Origin of the sequence: Aromatoleum tolulyticum, assembly GCF_900156155.1 — a bacterium.
Taxonomy (GTDB): Bacteria; Pseudomonadota; Gammaproteobacteria; order Burkholderiales; family Rhodocyclaceae; genus Aromatoleum; species Aromatoleum tolulyticum.
On the sequence record NZ_FTMD01000004.1, the window covers coordinates 129,551 to 146,201 of the forward strand.

Here is a 16,651-nt window from a genome sequence, read left to right on the forward strand (position 1 = left end):
TTCAACCCCCGTTCATCACGGAACCGGCCAGGCCCACACCCGATTCGCCCAGGCGCTGCGCGTAACGGCGCACCGCCGTCATGCGGCTCGCGTTGCGCCGGGCCACCATCAACGCGGCGCGCGCGCGGGCCGCGACCATCACGCCATCGGCGCAGCGGTCTCCCGCCGCGGTGTCGATGATCACGATGTCGAAGGCCGCCGAGTACTGCTGCAGCAATCGGCTCAGGGTCGGGCGCGACAGCAGCTCCTGCGGGTTCGGCGGGATCACCCCGGCGGGCAGGATCGCGAGCGAGCGCAGCTCCGGCACCCGCCGGATCGCGTCCGGCTCGGCGCGACCGAGCAGCAAGGCGGACAGGCCGCTGCCGTTCTCCAACCCGAACAAGGTGTGCAGCGAAGGCCGGCGCAGGTCGGCGTCGATCACCAGCGTGCGCAGGGCCAGCTGCGAGAACGCGACCGCGAGGTTCGCCGCCATCCACGAGCGCCCCTCGCCGCGTGCGGCGCTGACGATCGCCAGCGTCTTGCGGCCGGCCGCCGGGTCGAACCAGCGCAGCATCAGCTGGCTGCGCAGCGCCCGCAGCGCCTCGGTCTGGGCCGAGAACGGATCGAAGGCCGCGACGACGCTGGCCGACACCGCGCTCTCGCCCGGCTGCAGGCAGGAATACTCGAACTGCCGCGCCATCGCGTAGCGGATGTCGCGCTCGCTCGCGAGGCCCAGCTCGACGGCCGCATCGCCGAAGCGCAGCCCCCTGTCGCGCTGCAGGCGCAGGATGCGTTCGTTCTCGTCGGCGCGCAGGCGTCCGGCCGCCATCAGGATCGCGCCGAGCGGCTGCTCGCCCGCGGGGTCGAGGGCAGAGGTCATGGGTGCATTCATGGGATCAGTAAGCTCCAGCGGTTCGGCTCGTCACACGCGCCCGGGAGGTCAGTCCACCCCGCCGGCCGCCGCGGTCGCTGCCCGGCACGCTGCCGAGCACCGGCATGCCCGGCAGCCCCGCGAGGTCATCCTCGCCACGGACGCGCCGGTCGATCAGTTCGATCAGCAGTGCGCTGCCCGCCCCCAGCACGACGCCGACCACCAGCGCCAGCGCCAGCTTGATCAGCAGGCGCGGGCCCGCCGGCCACATCGGCGCCGCGGCCGGCGTCAGCACCGCCACGTTGGTCTGTTGGCTCTGGCTCTCCAGGCTCGTCGCCGTCAGGCGCGCCGCCACCTGCTCGTAGGCCTTCTGCGCGCTCTCGACGTCACGCTGCAACACCGCGATCTGGTCGCGATGCGCCTTGAGCTGCAGCACGCGCGCCTTCTGCGCCGCGACCGCCGAAGCGACCTCCGCCTCGCGCGCCGCGCTGATGCGGCTCGAAGTGCCCAGCGAGGCCGCAATGCGCTGCGTCTCGGCGCCCACGCGCTGGCGCAGCGAATCGATCACCGCCGCGAGCTTGCCCACCTCCGGGTGGTTCGGCCCCAGCCGGCCGAGGATCTGCTCGCGCTCGCCCTCGCGGCGTGCCAGCTCGGCCTTCAGGCTCGCGATCAGCGGGTTCTGCGTCACCTCGGGCAGGGAGTCGGCCGAGCCGGCCTGGCTGTAGCGCGAGCGGCTGTCGGCGCGCTGCCCCTGCACCTGCACGAGCTGCGTCGACAGCTCGGCCAGCCGGGCCGTCTCGACGTCCAGGCGCCCGTCGGCCGAGACCACGCCGTGCTTCTGCTGGTAATCCGACAGCCGCTTCTGCGCCGCCTCCAGTTCGTCGCGCAGGCCCTGCGTGCGCTCGTTGAACCACTGCGCGTACTGACGCGCGGGCTCGACCTTCAGCTCGAGCGCCGTTTCCATGTAGGCCTTGGCGAAGGTATTGGCCACCATCGCTGCGAACTCGGGCTGCGACGCCGTATAGCGGATGCGGATCACGTTGCTCTCGCGCGCCGGCTTCACCTCCAGGCCCGAACGCAGCACGGAAGCGATCCACCCCCGGATGTCGCCCGCCTCCTCGGGCGCCGCCGCCCGCGGCTCCTCGAGTTGCAGCACGCCGTCGAGTCCGGCAGCGCGCAGCGCGGATGCGATCCAGGCGCCGATGCCGCCCCCCTCCCCGGTCGCCGCCAGCCACTGCGCCTGGAACTGCGGCATGCGGTCGAGCCCGGCGAGTTCAACGACACGCAGCGCGACGCGCTCCGAGCCGATGATGTCGACCTGCGTCGCGATATGGCTTGCCATCAATTGCGACGGCATCGTGCCGCCCGCGATCGGATCCGAAGATTTCGCATCGACGACCAGCGCCGTCTCGGCCGAATACTTCTGCGGCAGCATGAGGCTCGCCGCGAACGCCGCCGCGACGACGACGAACACGACCGCCCCCGCCAGCCGCGAGCGGGCGCGCAGGACGCGCAGGAATTGTCCGGGATTCATGGTTGCCCCCCGCCTCAGAAGAGGCTTTCCTTCACGTAGATGATGTCGTCGGGCCGCAGCCGGTCCTCCAGCGAAGGCTCGATCACCGCGAGGCTGCCCTTCTGGTCGCGACGATGGATGCGCAGGCCGCGCACCGTACCGCGCAGCGTCGGTCCGCCGCCGGTCGCGAGCGCCTGCATCACCGTCATGTTGCGTTCGAGACGGAAGGCGCCGGGTTTCTGCACCTCGCCGTAGATGTAGAACACATCCGCCCGCCGCGCATAGATCACGTCGCCGGGCGACAGCAGCACGTCCGCATCCGCATCGCCGCGCTGGAACAGCGCCGGCAGGTCCAGCTCGCGCCGGATGCGCTGGCCGTCGCGCGTGCCGACCAGCACGATCACGTCGTCGCCGCCCGTGGCGATCCCGCCCGCGTTCGCGAGCATGTCGGTCACGCGCACGTTGAAGGTATCGAGCGGATAGCGCCCCGGCTTGTTCACGTGCCCCAGCACCGCGACCTGGTTGCCGCGGATCTGCACCGGCAGCACCGTCACCTGCGGCTGCAGCACGAAGCCCCCCTCGCGCAGGCGTTCGGCGATCAGGGCCTCGGCGGCCGACACCGTGCGCCCGCCCAAGGGCACGCTGCCGATCAGCGGAAAGGTCAGCGCGCCGGTCTCCGACACCCGCCCCTCGGTCGTCAGGTCGGGGTTCTGGAACACGCTGATGCGCACGATATCCCCCGACCCCAGCACGTACTCGCGCGAGCTCTCGGCCACCGGCGCGGGTACCGCGGCCGGCACGGGCGCCGTTGCCGGCATGGCCGCGGGCACCTGGGCCGCGGCCCACGCATGCACGCACAACAGGCACATCAGGAAGGGAATTCGGAACAATCTCAACGGCAACATGGGCGGACTTCCTCGATCATTGGGATAGCGGTGCGACCTGCTCTGCGGCGACCTCCGCCTGCGCGGCAGGAACCGCCGGCGCATACTCGATGCGCGCGCCGTCGCGCAGGCGCTCCACCTCGGCCTTCGCCAGCGCGGTCTTGCGCGCGTTGAGCAGATAACGCTCGATCATCGGACGCGCCGCGGTCTCATCCAGCGGCTGCTCCCGCGACGTCACCAGATGGACCAGCAGCGCGCCGGTGCCGGTCCGGCTCAGCACCATCTGCCCGTCCTTCATGCGTGCAAAGCCCTTCAGGCTCTCCAGCGGCAACTGCTCGGCCGGCTTCACTGCCGTCGCGAGGCGGAACTCGATCTGCTCGCGGGCGAGCCAGTCCTTCACCTCATGCACGCCCTCGGCACGCGCGCTCAGGCGCTCGAGCTCGCCGAAACGCTCGTCCGGGATGCGGATCTCGAGCTCCTGCAGGCTGTAGATCCGGCGCCGCGCGAACAACTCCGGATTCGCCGCATAGAAGGCCGCGATCTCCGCATCGCCCGGCGGCGCGATCTGCGCCGTCACCTGCTCCAGATAGGCGCGCGCGAGGATCTCCCGCTGCGCCGCCTCGAACGACTGCAGCACCCGCGGATCGCGATCGAGCCTGCGCTCGCGCGCCCGCTGCACCATCAACTCTTGGTCGATCAGCCGCTCCAGCGCCGCGCCGTCCGGCGCACCCTGCGCCGCGGTGCGCGCCAGCGCGGAGCTCAATTCATTCGCCTGGATTTCCTGCTCATTCACTTTCGCAATGACCTCGAACGCGGGCTTTCCTTCCGCCTCGCCCTTGCTGCAGGCATTGAGAAGGAAAACCGCAACAAAGACGACCGGAAATACGCAACGTGCAGTCGACGACATCGACCTTACCGATTATTGGTACGAATCAAGAACCCGGCATTCACCGCGGCAATTCATGGCGCAATACGGCCCGCAATTGCACGCGATCGAATTACTGGAATATCGGAGAATGGCTGGAGCGCGACAGCGCAAGAATCCGCTGGCGCGCAATCAGGACAAAAAGCGCCAGCCCGGCCAACAGCAGCGCATCGAATCCGCCTTCGCCCTGCCCGACGTCGCCCAAGGAGAAGCGCAAGGCCACGCCTTCGGCAAAGGACTGCGGCGACGCCGCGCGGCCGACGGTCGAAACGTCGGCCACATCGCCCTCCAGAGCCCCGCCGGGCAAGGCCTGCAGCCCCGTCCCGGCCCCTTCCGCGTCAAGGCGGACGCCGGCGACGCTCGCCGGCGACGTCATCAATCCGGTCGCGATCAGCGACGGCGCACCGGTCAACTCGGCGGCCTTGTCCTCGTAGCGGATCGTCACGCCATCACCCGCCAGCGTCACGGTGGCGGCATTTGCCGCGGCAACTGCGCCCATCAGAACGGCCGAAACAAATACCAATCTTCCATTGACAATGGACATGGGCATTACCTCTCTATTGGTATGCAGACAATTCGTACCGCCTGCACCATCCGGACTGTCACCTGATCAATAAGCGCAACTTTTGACCGGATCGTACCGAACGAATTATTTATATTGCCATGCACCATAACCACCGCAATAAGCGCAGTCAATACACGAAAAACTCGCTTTCAATTCAAAAAATAACTGCAACGATTATGAAAGAATTATTTTCATGGCCGCACTATTGACGTGCGCAATAGCACCCGACAGGTGCGCTCATTCACTCTTCGCCCCCGGACGCGCCATTCAAGTGCATGACGGACACGATCCCGGGTCAAAAGCGAAAACGCATCGACACGTCGGCCGTATTTGCCGAATAACCGCTCAAGGAACGCGAGCCGTCGCGCACCTGCCGCTGCACGCCGAACGCGAAACTCAGCGCCCGCAGGGGGCGGTACTCCGCGGTCAGGCCATAGCGGTAGCTGTTGTCCGCGGGCCGCTCGCGCACCACGCCGCCGCCGAGGAGTTCCGGGTCGCCGCGGTAGTCGCGCCGGCGCCACTCGAGGCCCGCACCGAGGGTCACCTTGTCGGTGACCTCCCATTTCGGCACCAACCGCACCGCCTCGGTCACCGCGTAGTTGGCGGCGAGGTCCTGCCGGGCACCGATCTCGCGCCGCACGCTCAGTTCCACCGACGTCTTCGCCGTCGCATCCCAGACGACTCCGATGCGCCCGATCGTGCCCGTGAAGTCCCGCTCGGGCGCCAGCCGGTAGCTCACCCGGGTCCGCCCGATGAAGCCCGAAACCCGCGTCGCGCCTGAAAGTCGCCACTCTCCGCCGAGACGCACCTCCTGCTGCCGGTAGTCGCGGATCGAGCCCGTCACCTCCGGGCGATCCGGGTACTCCCCCTCCGTGTCGCGCAGCGTCAGCACCACGCGGTTGCCCGTCGGCGGCCGGTAAGTCAGGTTCACGTCCACCGTGTCGGCGTCGAACTCGGCCACATCCGCATCGCTGCGCTCGAAACGGCTTCTCGTGTGGGCGAACCCCATGCCCACGGCCCAGCGGGGATGCCACCAGTAGTCGGCACTCGCATGCGTCCGCGTGTAGGCATTCATGTTGCGCCGCGTACCGCCGGCCTCGTCGAAACCGGTCAGGGTCTCACGGTAGGCATGGCTCAGCTCCCCACTCCAGCGATCGCCCAGTCCCCACTCCCAGGCCAGTTTCGCGTCCGGCCTGTCGTGGTCGAGATCGCCATGGATCGCATAGCGCGCACTCACGAGATTCAGATCGGCCAACAGGCGCTGCCGCCCATAATGGCGATCGAATTTCATGCCGATTCCCGTTTCGCTCACGGTATCGTGCGCCTTGTTTTCGGGCGCACGCTCGTCGTCCGCGAGCCGAAATAGATTGCTCTCATACCGGATCGACTGACTGACATCGAAATTCAATGCATCCCCTTCATCGGCTCCCGCGGATTCATGCAGGAACATCGATGTCAGAGTAATTGCACACATGATCGACCTTGAAGCTCGCAATCCCGGTCTCCCCTTTGAATCAGGGGTCAGCATAGTCGAAACGGATCGGCCGGAATAAAAGCTTGTAAGGACATTAAAACGCCGCGGACGAAAATGGTGGCGGAACATCCGGCGACACAGGCCCCTGTTCCGGCGCAAATATTATCCACTTCAGCGCGATGGTTTATTGCCATAACAGTCTGTTTTATAGGCCGTTTCATTACAGCCGTTTTATCCCGACCGATCAGGCACCGGTACGCCCCGTTTCCGCGCCGCGCGAACCACATGCATTTCCACGAATATTTTTTTCTTACAAAACCGGACGCTGTCGGAAACGCGTTGCGTAAGATATCCGGCGGATCATCCGACATTCTCTTTCCGCGTCATCCGGGCACCCCTCCGGTGCTGACGGATGGCATTTCGCAGTGCACAAGAAACAATTACGGGAATCATGCTTGCAGCCCTGGATAGACAAGGAAGCCTGTTGCGCGGCAGCTTCACGCTGAGCGGCGCAATCGAGGCATTCATCGATCCGCTCACCGTTGTCGCTGTTCTGTATGCCTGCGCCGCATGGCACGGCGAACGCCTGCTGAGTCCGGCCTATATGATCCTGGGCGCACTTTCCTTTGCGCTGACGTTTCCCGGCAATATCCGATTGCATGAAAGCACGCGCACCATGGTGCGCAAGGTTGCCACCAACTGGCTGCTGTTTGCCGGCGCCGCGGGGGCTTTCGGCTACGCCAGCGGCTACCTGCACTACTTTCCGCATTCGATGCTCGTGGCCTGGCTCGCCGCCACCCCGATCGCGCTGGTCGCGGCCCATGCGACCGCGCGGCAAGCCCTGCCGACATGGATGGCGATCGGCGACAACCAGCGCATCGCCGTCGTAGCCGGCGTGAACGACATCGGCCTGAAACTCGCGCGCGAGTTCCGCGCACACCCCTACCTCGGCACCCGCGTCGTCGGCTTCTTCGACGACCGCCCGCGCGCGCGCCTGCCCGACACCGGAGAGGCGCCGCTGCTCGGCCCGCTCGCCGGGCTGGCCGAGTTCGTCAAACGCCGCCGGGTCGAAGCGATCTACCTAGCCCTGCCGATGGCCCCGCAACCGCGCATCCTCGCCCTGCTCGACGAACTCAAGGACACCACCGCATCGATCTACTTCGTGCCCGACATCTTCGTCACCGACCTGATCCAGGGGCGCGTCGACAACGTCGGCGGCATGGCGGTCGTCGCCGTGTGCGAGACACCGTTCACCGGCCTCAACAACGTCGCCAAGCGCGGGTCCGACTTCGTGCTCGCCTTGCTGATCCTGCTGCTGCTGAGCCCCCTGCTGCTGGCCATCGCCATCGGCGTGAAGCTCTCCTCCCCCGGCCCCGTCGTCTTCAAGCAGCGCCGCTACGGCCTCGACGGCCGGGAGATCCTCGTCTACAAGTTCCGCTCGATGACCGTCTGCGACGACGGCGCCAGCGTGCGCCAGGCCACCCGCAACGACAGCCGCATCACCCCGTTCGGCGCCTTCATCCGCCGCACCTCGCTCGACGAACTGCCGCAGTTCGTCAACGTGCTGCAGGGACGCATGAGCATCGTCGGGCCGCGACCGCACGCCGTCGCGCACAACGAGGCCTACCGCAAGCTCATCAAGGGCTACATGATCCGCCACAAGGTCAAGCCGGGCATCACCGGCTGGGCGCAGGTCAACGGCTACCGCGGCGAAACCGAAACGCTCGACAAGATGCAGAAGCGCATCGAGTACGATCTCGACTACCTGCGCCACTGGTCGCTCGGCCTCGACCTGTGGATCATCGTCAGGACCGCGCTGATGGTCGTGCGCGACCCCAACGCGTATTGAAGCGAGGCAGCCGAACGCAATGCGCAGCGCCGGAGCGCGACCGGCCCGCGAGGACGTGCGCGAAACCAACGGCGCCGCGCGCCGTCAAACCGCTGTTTCACGAATCCCGATCATGACCCCTGCCCGCTACCGCCCCCTCCTCCTCATCGCCTGCCTGGCCGCGACCGGCCTCGCCGGCGCCACACAGCCGACGGACATCCGCCCCGGCCTGTGGGAATTCCGCTCGACCCGGCTCAACATCGCCGGCCTGCCCGACATGTCCGCGCAGATGGCACAGGCCCAGCAGTACCTCCGCAGCCTTCCGCCCGACATGCGGCGCATGGTCGAGCAGCAGATGGCCGCACGCGGCGCCAGCCTCGGCAACGACGGCACCGTGCGCAGCTGCATCACGCCCGCACAGGCGAAATCCGACACCATCTTCTCGGGCAAGACCGAAGGCAACTGCACGCTCGACAAGGTCACGAAATCCGGCAGCACCGTACGCGGCCATCTCACCTGCACGCAACCCACCGCCACGGGCAACTTCGAGGCAAACGTCCAGACGCCCGAGCGCTTCACGACACGGGTACACATGAATTCCCAACGCGGGGACATGCAGATGGACACCGACGCGCGCTGGCTCGGCGCCGACTGCGGCGCGCGGCGCGAAGGTTAGCTGCGCCCGGCGGCGATGCAGGATTCGTAGGGCGGGAGGAGCGCAGCGCATCCCGCCAGTCCAACCGCGGGAATCCGCTCGACCGCCGCGTGACGAGAGTTCGTGCGATTGCTCCGACGCCCCCACAGCGGCAGCGAGCTCGGGCAGAATGCCGGCATTGCGGGCGCCGCGTCCGCGCGTCCCGCGCCACCAAATCCTCCGCCAAATGAAGATCGCCACCTGGAACATCAACTCCCTCAAGGTCCGCCTGCCCCACGTGCTCGACTGGCTCGCCGCCAACCGGCCCGACGCCCTGTGCCTGCAGGAGCTCAAGATGGAGGACAAGGCCTTCCCCGCCGCCGAACTCGAGGCGGCCGGCTACCGCGCGGTGTTCAACGGCCAGAAGACCTACAACGGCGTCGCGATCCTCAGCCCGCAGGCGCCGGATGACACGACGCGCGACATTCCCGGCTTCGCCGACGAGCAGAAGCGCATCATCGCCGCCACCATCGGCGGCGTGCGCGTCGTCAGCGCCTACTTTCCGAATGGCCAGGCCGTCGGCTCCGACAAGTTCGAATACAAGCTGCGCTGGCTCGCCGCCCTCACCGAGTGGCTGCGCGACGAGATGAAGGCCCACGAGCGCCTCGTGCTCGCCGGCGACTTCAACATCGCCCCCGAGGACCGCGATGCCCACCCTGACTGGAAGGAAGAGATCCACGTCTCGCCGCCCGAACGGGCCGCATTCGCCGCGCTGACGGAACTGGGCCTCGCCGACGCCTTCCGCCTCTTCACACAGCCCGACAAGAGCTATTCGTGGTGGGATTACCGCATGGGTGCGTTCCGCCGCAACTTCGGCCTGCGCATCGACCACATCCTCGTCTCGCCGGCGCTGCGCGAAAACTGCCGCGCGTGCGCGATAGACAAGACCCCGCGCAAGCTCGAACGCCCGTCCGACCATGCCCCGGTGGTCGTCGAACTCGACCTGTAGGCACCCCCGCCATGAGCACGCCGACTCCGGATATCGCCCTCGCCGCCGCACGCTACCCGATGATCGAAGCGCTGCCCGAAGCCGCGCGCGGGCGCCTGCTCGCGGCGGGCCGCTGGGCGCGCGTGCCGGCCGGTACCCTGCTGTTCGACGACCATCAAGCCTGCGAAGGCTTTCCCTTCGTCGTCGAAGGCTCGGTGCGCGTCGTCAAATGCGCGGCGAACGGCCGCGAGCTGCCGCTGTACCGCGTCACGCCGGGCGAGACCTGCATCATCTCCTCGTCCTGCCTGCTCGGGCACGACGACTACAACGCGCGCGGCATCGCCGAGACCGACACCGTGCTGCTGATGCTGCCCAAGCCCGAGTTCGACGCCCTGCTCGGCGAACCGGCCTTCCGCAGCTTCGTGTTCCACCTCTTCGCCGAGCGCATCGCCGACCTGATGCAGCTCATCGAGGAAGTCGCCTTCCACCGCCTCGACCAGCGCCTCGCCGCCCAGCTCCTCGGCAAGGGACGCCTGCTGCACGTCACGCACCAGCAGCTCGCCGACGAGCTCGGCAGCGTGCGCGAGTTCGTCAGCCGCCTGCTCAAGGGCTTCGCCGCGCAGGGCCTGGTGAAGCTGTCGCGCGAACAGATCGAGATCCTCGACCCCGCGGGCCTGCGCCGCATCGCGAGCGACGGCCGGCAAACCTGAACGGGCGGGGCTGTGTAACCGAGGTTACAGACCGGCGGGCCCGCGAGTGTTGAAATACGCTCGCAAACCTAGACAACCCCCGGAGCAAATCATGAATGCAAACGTCGGCGGCATCGACAAGATCCTTCGCATCGTCGCGGGCCTGGTCCTGATCGGTCTCGCGATCATGGGCATCGGCGCCCCCTGGACCTGGATCGGCGTCGTCCCCCTCGCCACCGGCCTGATGGGCTGGTGCCCGGCCTACTCGATCTTCGGCGTGAACACCTGCCCGATGAAGAAGGCCTGAACGTCCTTCGCGACGTCGCAAAAAAGCCGGGGCGACCCGGCTTTTTGTCGTCTACGGCCCCGTTCCGCCCGAACTAGGCGGAGACGCCCTTTTTCGCGACGTGGTTCGCGATATTGACATAGTCCGTGACGCTCAGCCGCTCGCCGCGCAGCCCCGGATCCACGCCCAAGGCCGCGAAGTCCTGCTCGTCGATGAAATCGCGCAGCGTGTTGCGCAGCGTCTTGCGCCGCTGGCCGAAGGCCGCCGCGACGATGCGGCCGAGCAGCTCCTCGTCCTCCGCACCGAGCTGCTCGGGCGGCAGCGGCACCATGCGCACGATGCTGGAGGTCACCTTCGGCGCCGGCCGGAATGCCCCCGGCGGCACGTCGAACAGGCGTGCCATGCGGAAGCGGTACTGCAGCATCACCGACAGCCGTCCGTATTCCTCGGTGCCCGGCTCGGCCACCATGCGCATCACGACCTCCTTCTGCAGCATGAAGGTCATGTCCGTGACGCTCTCGGCAAAGGACGCGAGATGGAACAGCAGCGGCGTCGAGATGTTGTACGGCAGGTTGCCCACCACCCGCAGCGGCGCCCCCAGGGTGCCGAAATCGAATTTCAGCGCGTCGCCCTCGTGGATCGTCAGGCGCTCGGGCGTGTAGCGCTCCTTCAGGCGCGCGATCAGGTCGCGGTCGATCTCGACCACGTGCATGTGCCCGAGGCGCTCGACCAGCGGATCGGTCATGGCCGCGAGCCCCGGGCCGATCTCGACGATGGTGTCGCCCACGGCAGGGCGGATCGCATCGACGATCTTGCGGATGATGTTGGGGTCGGACAGGAAGTTCTGCCCGAAGCGCTTGCGGGCGTAGTGCTCGGTCATCGGCAATCTCGATTGTTGTCTATTGAATCGGCGATCAAATTCCGTTCGGGCTGAGCCTGTCGAAGCCCATCCGACCAGCGCCCTTCGACAGGCTCAGGGCGAACGGCCGTCGCTCCAATTGGTTGCCGTTATGGGCGCTTCGCGAAGCCACGGGAAGCGTCGCATGCACACCGCAGCCCGCGCGGCGGCGGCTTTCGGGCCGAGGCGTCCGCCACGCGCCAACGAGGACCGGAAGCCGCCGCCGCGCGGGCGGATCGCCGGCATGGCCCACGCCTCAGGCGCGCCCGCGCGACATCGCGATCGCCAGCTCGACCGCCGCGAACAGGCTGCCCGGATCGGCCTTTCCCGTTCCGGCAAGATCGAGTGCAGTCCCGTGATCGACCGAAGTGCGGATGATCGGCAGGCCCAGCGTCACGTTCACGCCGCCACCGAAGCTCGCGTGCTTGAGCACCGGCAGGCCCTGGTCGTGGTACATCGCCAGCACCGCGTCGCCCTGCTCCAGCGTGTGCGGCACGAACAGCGTGTCGGCAGGCAGCGGCCCGGCGAGCTGCATGCCCTCGCCGCGCAGCTTCTCCAGCACCGGCGTGATCACCTCGATCTCCTCGCGCCCCATGTGGCCGCCCTCGCCCGCATGCGGATTCAGGCCGGCGACGAGGATGCGCGGCGCCGTCAGGCCGAAATGCCGCACCAGGTCGCCGTGCAGGATGCGCAGCGTCGCCTCCAGCAGTTCGCGCGTGATCGCCGCCGGCACCGCCGCCAGCGGCAGGTGCGTCGTCGCCAGCGCAACGCGCATGCCGCCGCCGACCAGCATCATCACGACGAGCGGCGTGCCGGTATGCTCGGCGAGATACTCGGTATGCCCGCTGAAGGGCACCCCGGCGTCGTTGATGACGCCCTTGTGTACAGGCGCCGTCACCATCCCGGCGAACTCGCCGCTGCGGCAGCCCGCCAGCGCGCGGTCGAGCAGCGCGAGCACGTAGGGGGCGTTCGCCGCGTCGAGCGTGCCGGCGCGCGCCGGCACCGCCAGCGGAACGTGCAGCACTTCGAGCGTGTTCGCCGGCGCCGCAGCGCGTGCGGGCTCGAAGGGCACCACCGCGACACGGCCCCCCGCACGCTCGCGGATCAGCCCGATGTCGCCGAGGACGACGGTGCGCACCGGCCAGCCGCGCCCGGCCAGATGCGCGCACAGCTCCGGTCCGACCCCGGCCGGCTCGCCGCTCGTGACGGCGAGGACAGGCAACCGCGCGGCCAGCCCCGGCACGCCGGCTTACTCCTTCTCCATGCGGTACTCGACGTAGGTGCGGTCGCGCAGCTGGCGCAGCCATTCCTCGTACGCCTCTTCGGCCTTGCGCTCGCGCAGGGCGTTGCGCGCGGCGGCGCGCTTGCGCTCGTCGGTGACGTCCTGCATGCGACGCTCCTCGACCATGATCAGGTGCCAGCCGAAGGGCGACTTGATCGGGGGGCTGACCTCACCCGGCTTCAGTGCGTCCATCGCGCGCTCGAACTCGGGCACCGTGTCGCCCGGATTGACCCAACCGAGGTCGCCGCCCTTGGCGGCCGACAGGTCGGCCGAATTCACCTTGGCCAGTTCCGCGAAGTTCCCGCCATTGACGACGCGCTCGCGCAGGCCTTTCAGGCGGCTCTCGGCGTCCGCGTCGGTCACGATCTCGGAGGTGCGGATCAGGATGTGGCGCGCGCGCGTCTGCTGCATCTGCTGCAGCCCCGCGGCCGCCCCGCCGCGACGCTCGACGAGCTTGACGATGTGGAAGCCCGCCGGGCTGCGAATGACCTTGGAGACCTCGCCCGGCTGCATCTGGCGCACGGCATCCGCGAACAGCACGGGCAGGCGATCGCGCCCGCGCCAGCCGAGATCGCCGCCGCTCAGGCCGTCCGGCGCGTCCGAATACGACGCTGCGATACGGCCGAAATCCTCACCCGCGCGCAGGCGCTCGACGACGTTCTCGGCGCGCGCGAGGCGCTCCGACTGCTGCTGCATGGTTGCGCCCTCGGGCACGCGCACGAGGATGTGGGCGACGTGGAACTCCTCGCCCGACAGCGCATCGGCGTTGTTCGCGAGGAAGTTCTCGATCTCCGCGTCGGTGACGACGATGCGGCTGTCGACGTCGCGCTCGCGCAGGCGCGTGAGCAGGATCTCGGAACGGATCTGGTCGCGGAAGCGGTTCCACGTGATGCCGTCCTTTTCCAGCGCCAGACGCAGGTCGGTCATGCTCATGCGGTTGTTGTCGGCGATGCGGCCGATCGCCCGCTCCAGCGTCGCGTCGTCGACCTTGAGCGAGGTTTCCGCGGCGAGCTGCTGTTGCGCGCGCTCGAGCACCAGCCGCTCGAGCACCTGGCGCTCGAACACGTCGGCCGGCGGCAGCGCCGTGCCCTGGCGGGCGAGCTGGCGCTGCGCCTGCTGGACGCGCTCGCGCAGCTCCAGCGTGGTGATGACCTCGTTATTGACGACGGCGACGATGCGGTCGACCGCGACCGGACGCGCGGAGGCCGCGTGCGCGGGGAGCAGTGCGGGAGCGCCGGCCAGGCCGAGGACCAGGGCGATGCACAGGCGCGAGGGAATTCGGATCATGTTCTGTCGTGGTGTGGATGGTGGGGCGCTCATTCGGCGCCGAAAACGCGATCGGAAACGGGATCGTTGATCTTCCCATAACCGGCGACGCTGCGTTTGAGCAGATTGACCGGGCTGGTGCCTACGCTCGCGAGGTCGTTGAGTTCGAGCTGCACGAACACGGCCTGGGTCACGTCGTTGGGGTCGGTCGCGAAGCGGTGCACCGCGGTGCGCACCACCCAGCAGCCGCCATCGTACTCGATGCCCGCGATCGCTTCGGTGATGCGGTCTTCCTTCAGCGAGCGCGTCACACGCCCGACACCGTACCATCCGCCGCCCAGCGGCCACTGGCCGGACAGGGCGAGATCCTGGATCTTGTCGCTCTCGTCGGCGAGCCGGCCGCGCGAATAGCGGTAGGACAGGTTCACCGCCTTGGCGAAGTCCGGCTGGTAGCGCACGCCGGCGTTGAAGCGTTCGGTCCAGTTGTCGCGCGGGTTGTACTGCAGGGTCGAATCGAGCCAGGTCTTCGGCATCACGTAGCCGCTGAAGAGGCCGAGGACGTCGGCGCGGCGACCGGTGCGCGGCTCCTCGCCGGGCAGCGTCACGCGCTGGTCGTCGAAGTAGAAGCGCTGACCGACGGTCGCGCGCAGGCGTTCGCCGCCGGATTCGGGGTCGATCAGGCGCGTGGTCACCGCCGCCGTCACCTGGTTCGCATCGGCGATGCGGTCGCCGCCGGAGTACTGATTCTCGGAGAAGATCTGCGCAAGGCCGAAGTCGTAGCGCGACGAATCGAACACCGGGATGTCGGTCTGGTCGCGGAACGGCGTCTTGACGTAGAACACGCGCGGCTCCAGCGTCTGCAGGAAATCGCGGCCGAACAGGTTGGTGTCGCGCTCGAAGAACAGGCCGCTGTCGACGGAGAAGATCGGCACCGAGCGCGTGATCGAGCGGCTGCTGCCGGTCAGGTCGCGGTCAAGGTCGTATTGCGTGTAATGCAGGCCGACCTTGGGCGTGACGTAATAGCCGGCGCGCTCGAAAGGCAGAGACACCTGCGGATGGAGGGTGAAGCGGCTGCCTTCCGCAACATTCGAGTCCGGATGATCGAACTGCACGTATTCGCCGCGGAACGCGAAGGCCGAGCCGCCGATCAGTTCGCCGCGGTTGACGTTCAGCAGCAGCTGCGGCAGCTTGCGGTACGGCTCGCCGCCCGACAGGGTCTGGTAGCTCTGCACCAGCGCGGAGGCGTTCCACCACTCGCTGCCGGCATAGGTCAGCGTGCCCTTGCGCACGAGGTTCGCACGCGAGGCGACCGACACGCGCGAGCTGAGGTCCTCGAAATACTCCTTGTCGGTGACGCCGTTCCAGTCGATCGCCGCGAACAGGCTGGGCGTGATGACCTGCGTGTGCTGGAAGGAGCCCAGCGCGCGCTCCTCGCCGGTGACGTTGTCGCGCGGCAGGTATTCGACGCGCGCCTCGCCGGCCTGCGTCGGCGTCAGGTAACGGAATTCGGTCGCCAGCTGTACGCCGCGACGGCCCATGACGCGCGGAGCGATCGTCGCGTCGTAGTTCGGCGCGATGTTCCAGTAGTACGGCACCGAGATGTCGAGACCGACCTTGTTCGACATGCCGAAGGTCGGCGCGAGGAAACCCGACTGGCGCTGGCCGGCGAGCGGAAACTCGGCCCACGGCCACCACAGCATCGGCACGTCCTGGAACACCAGGCTCGCGCCCTGCGCGGTGCCGAGTTCGCGGTCGTAGTCGAGGTGCAGGTCGCTCGCCTTCAGGTACCAGTCGGGATCGCTCGCCTCGCAGGTCGACCAGGTCGCGTTCTTCAGGCGGTACTGGTTCTCGCCCTCGAAATACAGCACATCGGCCGAACCGCCCCCGGCGACTTCGCGCGGCGTCTCGCCCGGCTGCACCGGCGCGGTCGACTGGCGCTTGATGCGGTAGGTCGGCGACTCGAACGAGCCCAGACGCTCCTCAAGCTTGAGCCGCGCCTCCGGTCCGCTCATGCTGTCCTCGCCGCGCCTGAGGCGCACGTTGCCCTCCGCATGCGCCTCGTCCTCGAGCTCGCGGTAGGTCAGCTTGTCCGCGGAAAGCAGCAGGTCGTCGCGTTGCAGTTCGGCATCGCCCTCCGCCAGCAGCTCGACCGAGCGCGTACCGCGGATGCGCTGGGCGCGCACCTCGGTCGCCCCCGGCGGCAGCGCGGCAGTCGCCGGCGCGGGCGCGGGCGTCTTCGCAGCCTGCCCCTGTGTCGCGGCGGGCGCCGGAGCAGCCGCCTTCGCTGCAGGGCGGCCGCCGGCCGCAGGCTGCGCGGCATCCGCCGGCGAAGCGGCGGGCGCGGGTTTCGCCGGCGCACGGGGGCTGCTGCCACCGAGCAGATCCGGCGACACGACCAGCGGCGGCAGTCCGGCCGCCAGGGCCGAGCCCGAGAAACAGCACAGCAGCAGCGGGATCGCCCGCAGCTGCGTTCTCAATCGCATATCGCGCAAAGCGCTTTCCCCAATCCTGGTTTCATCGCCGGCGGCACGTACCCGGCACGGCCCCGGCCTTTTGATAAACTCGCGGA

Annotated in this window: 15 protein-coding genes; 5 read left to right on the forward strand and 10 right to left on the reverse strand. The window is 68.2% G+C overall.

What is annotated here, in order from left to right:
• Position 1: 1 nt before the first annotated feature.
• From epsG to epsL, 6 genes are all read right to left on the reverse strand, one after another.
• Positions 2-859 (reverse strand): chain length determinant protein tyrosine kinase EpsG, encoded by an 858-nt coding sequence (gene epsG / locus BW991_RS07565; protein ID WP_244551639.1) that lies wholly within the window; start codon positions 857-859, stop codon positions 2-4.
• Positions 860-875: 16 nt separating this feature from the next.
• Positions 876-2,384, reverse strand: a complete 1,509-nt coding sequence (locus tag BW991_RS07570; protein ID WP_076601487.1) for a GNVR domain-containing protein — start codon at positions 2,382-2,384, stop codon at positions 876-878.
• 14 nt (positions 2,385-2,398) lie between these two features.
• Positions 2,399-3,268, reverse strand: coding sequence for a polysaccharide export protein EpsE (epsE, locus tag BW991_RS07575; protein WP_244551640.1), 870 nt, complete (start codon positions 3,266-3,268; stop codon positions 2,399-2,401).
• 16 nt (positions 3,269-3,284) lie between these two features.
• Positions 3,285-4,154: an EpsD family peptidyl-prolyl cis-trans isomerase gene (locus tag BW991_RS07580; protein ID WP_076601488.1), complete on the reverse strand. Its 870-nt coding sequence runs from the start codon at positions 4,152-4,154 to the stop codon at positions 3,285-3,287.
• Positions 4,155-4,245: 91 nt separating this feature from the next.
• Positions 4,246-4,716, reverse strand: coding sequence for a hypothetical protein (locus tag BW991_RS07585; protein ID WP_139335904.1), 471 nt, complete (start codon positions 4,714-4,716; stop codon positions 4,246-4,248).
• 316 nt (positions 4,717-5,032) lie between these two features.
• A complete protein-coding gene (gene epsL, locus BW991_RS07590; RefSeq protein WP_244551641.1) occupies positions 5,033-6,187 on the reverse strand; it encodes an XrtB/PEP-CTERM-associated polysaccharide biosynthesis outer membrane protein EpsL in 1,155 nt (384 codons plus the stop codon).
• Between the two features lie 475 nt (positions 6,188-6,662).
• On the opposite strand from epsL, the gene BW991_RS07595 reads away from it, so the two are divergent.
• From BW991_RS07595 to BW991_RS07615, 5 genes are all read left to right on the forward strand, one after another.
• The gene (locus BW991_RS07595; RefSeq protein ID WP_212566868.1) at positions 6,663-8,060 is read left to right on the forward strand and encodes an undecaprenyl-phosphate glucose phosphotransferase; all 1,398 of its coding nucleotides are present in this window, start codon (positions 6,663-6,665) and stop codon (positions 8,058-8,060) included.
• A 112-nt stretch (positions 8,061-8,172) separates the two neighbouring features.
• A complete protein-coding gene (locus tag BW991_RS07600; protein WP_076601491.1) occupies positions 8,173-8,715 on the forward strand; it encodes a DUF3617 domain-containing protein in 543 nt (180 codons plus the stop codon).
• A gap of 205 nt (positions 8,716-8,920) precedes the next feature.
• Positions 8,921-9,682 (forward strand): exodeoxyribonuclease III, encoded by a 762-nt coding sequence (gene xth / locus BW991_RS07605; RefSeq protein WP_076601492.1) that lies wholly within the window; start codon positions 8,921-8,923, stop codon positions 9,680-9,682.
• Between the two features lie 11 nt (positions 9,683-9,693).
• Positions 9,694-10,371, forward strand: coding sequence for a Crp/Fnr family transcriptional regulator (locus BW991_RS07610; RefSeq protein WP_076601493.1), 678 nt, complete (start codon positions 9,694-9,696; stop codon positions 10,369-10,371).
• A 91-nt stretch (positions 10,372-10,462) separates the two neighbouring features.
• The gene (locus BW991_RS07615; RefSeq protein WP_076601494.1) at positions 10,463-10,657 is read left to right on the forward strand and encodes a YgaP family membrane protein; all 195 of its coding nucleotides are present in this window, start codon (positions 10,463-10,465) and stop codon (positions 10,655-10,657) included.
• Positions 10,658-10,730: 73 nt separating this feature from the next.
• Here BW991_RS07615 and rsmA read toward each other — a convergent pair whose 3' ends face one another.
• From rsmA to BW991_RS07635, 4 genes are all read right to left on the reverse strand, one after another.
• Complete coding sequence (rsmA, locus tag BW991_RS07620; protein ID WP_076601495.1) at positions 10,731-11,516, reverse strand: 16S rRNA (adenine(1518)-N(6)/adenine(1519)-N(6))-dimethyltransferase RsmA; 786 nt, start codon at positions 11,514-11,516, stop codon at positions 10,731-10,733.
• A 274-nt stretch (positions 11,517-11,790) separates the two neighbouring features.
• Positions 11,791-12,777, reverse strand: a complete 987-nt coding sequence (pdxA, locus tag BW991_RS07625) for a 4-hydroxythreonine-4-phosphate dehydrogenase PdxA (protein ID WP_076601496.1) — start codon at positions 12,775-12,777, stop codon at positions 11,791-11,793.
• Between the two features lie 6 nt (positions 12,778-12,783).
• Positions 12,784-14,103 carry a peptidylprolyl isomerase gene (locus BW991_RS07630; RefSeq protein ID WP_076601497.1) on the reverse strand — a complete coding sequence of 440 codons (1,320 nt, stop codon included), beginning with the start codon at positions 14,101-14,103 and terminating at the stop codon, positions 12,784-12,786.
• A 29-nt stretch (positions 14,104-14,132) separates the two neighbouring features.
• The gene (locus BW991_RS07635) at positions 14,133-16,565 is read right to left on the reverse strand and encodes an LPS-assembly protein LptD (RefSeq protein ID WP_084205001.1); all 2,433 of its coding nucleotides are present in this window, start codon (positions 16,563-16,565) and stop codon (positions 14,133-14,135) included.
• Positions 16,566-16,651 lie beyond the last annotated feature (86 nt).

Bases quoted from the DNA above. Each gene is read 5' to 3' on its own strand.
- epsG (WP_244551639.1), bottom strand. From the start codon at position 859: ATGACCTCTGCCCTCGACCCCGCGGGCGAGCAGCCGCTCGGCGCGATC.
- BW991_RS07570 (WP_076601487.1), bottom strand. From the start codon at position 2,384: ATGAATCCCGGACAATTCCTGCGCGTCCTGCGCGCCCGCTCGCGGCTG.
- epsE (WP_244551640.1), bottom strand. From the start codon at position 3,268: ATGTTGCCGTTGAGATTGTTCCGAATTCCCTTCCTGATGTGCCTGTTG.
- BW991_RS07580 (WP_076601488.1), bottom strand. From the start codon at position 4,154: ATGTCGTCGACTGCACGTTGCGTATTTCCGGTCGTCTTTGTTGCGGTT.
- BW991_RS07585 (WP_139335904.1), bottom strand. From the start codon at position 4,716: ATGTCCATTGTCAATGGAAGATTGGTATTTGTTTCGGCCGTTCTGATG.
- epsL (WP_244551641.1), bottom strand. From the start codon at position 6,187: ATGTTCCTGCATGAATCCGCGGGAGCCGATGAAGGGGATGCATTGAAT.
- BW991_RS07595 (WP_212566868.1), top strand. From the start codon at position 6,663: ATGCTTGCAGCCCTGGATAGACAAGGAAGCCTGTTGCGCGGCAGCTTC.
- BW991_RS07600 (WP_076601491.1), top strand. From the start codon at position 8,173: ATGACCCCTGCCCGCTACCGCCCCCTCCTCCTCATCGCCTGCCTGGCC.
- xth (WP_076601492.1), top strand. From the start codon at position 8,921: ATGAAGATCGCCACCTGGAACATCAACTCCCTCAAGGTCCGCCTGCCC.
- BW991_RS07610 (WP_076601493.1), top strand. From the start codon at position 9,694: ATGAGCACGCCGACTCCGGATATCGCCCTCGCCGCCGCACGCTACCCG.
- BW991_RS07615 (WP_076601494.1), top strand. From the start codon at position 10,463: ATGAATGCAAACGTCGGCGGCATCGACAAGATCCTTCGCATCGTCGCG.
- rsmA (WP_076601495.1), bottom strand. From the start codon at position 11,516: ATGACCGAGCACTACGCCCGCAAGCGCTTCGGGCAGAACTTCCTGTCC.
- BW991_RS07630 (WP_076601497.1), bottom strand. From the start codon at position 14,103: ATGATCCGAATTCCCTCGCGCCTGTGCATCGCCCTGGTCCTCGGCCTG.
- BW991_RS07635 (WP_084205001.1), bottom strand. From the start codon at position 16,565: ATGCGATTGAGAACGCAGCTGCGGGCGATCCCGCTGCTGCTGTGCTGT.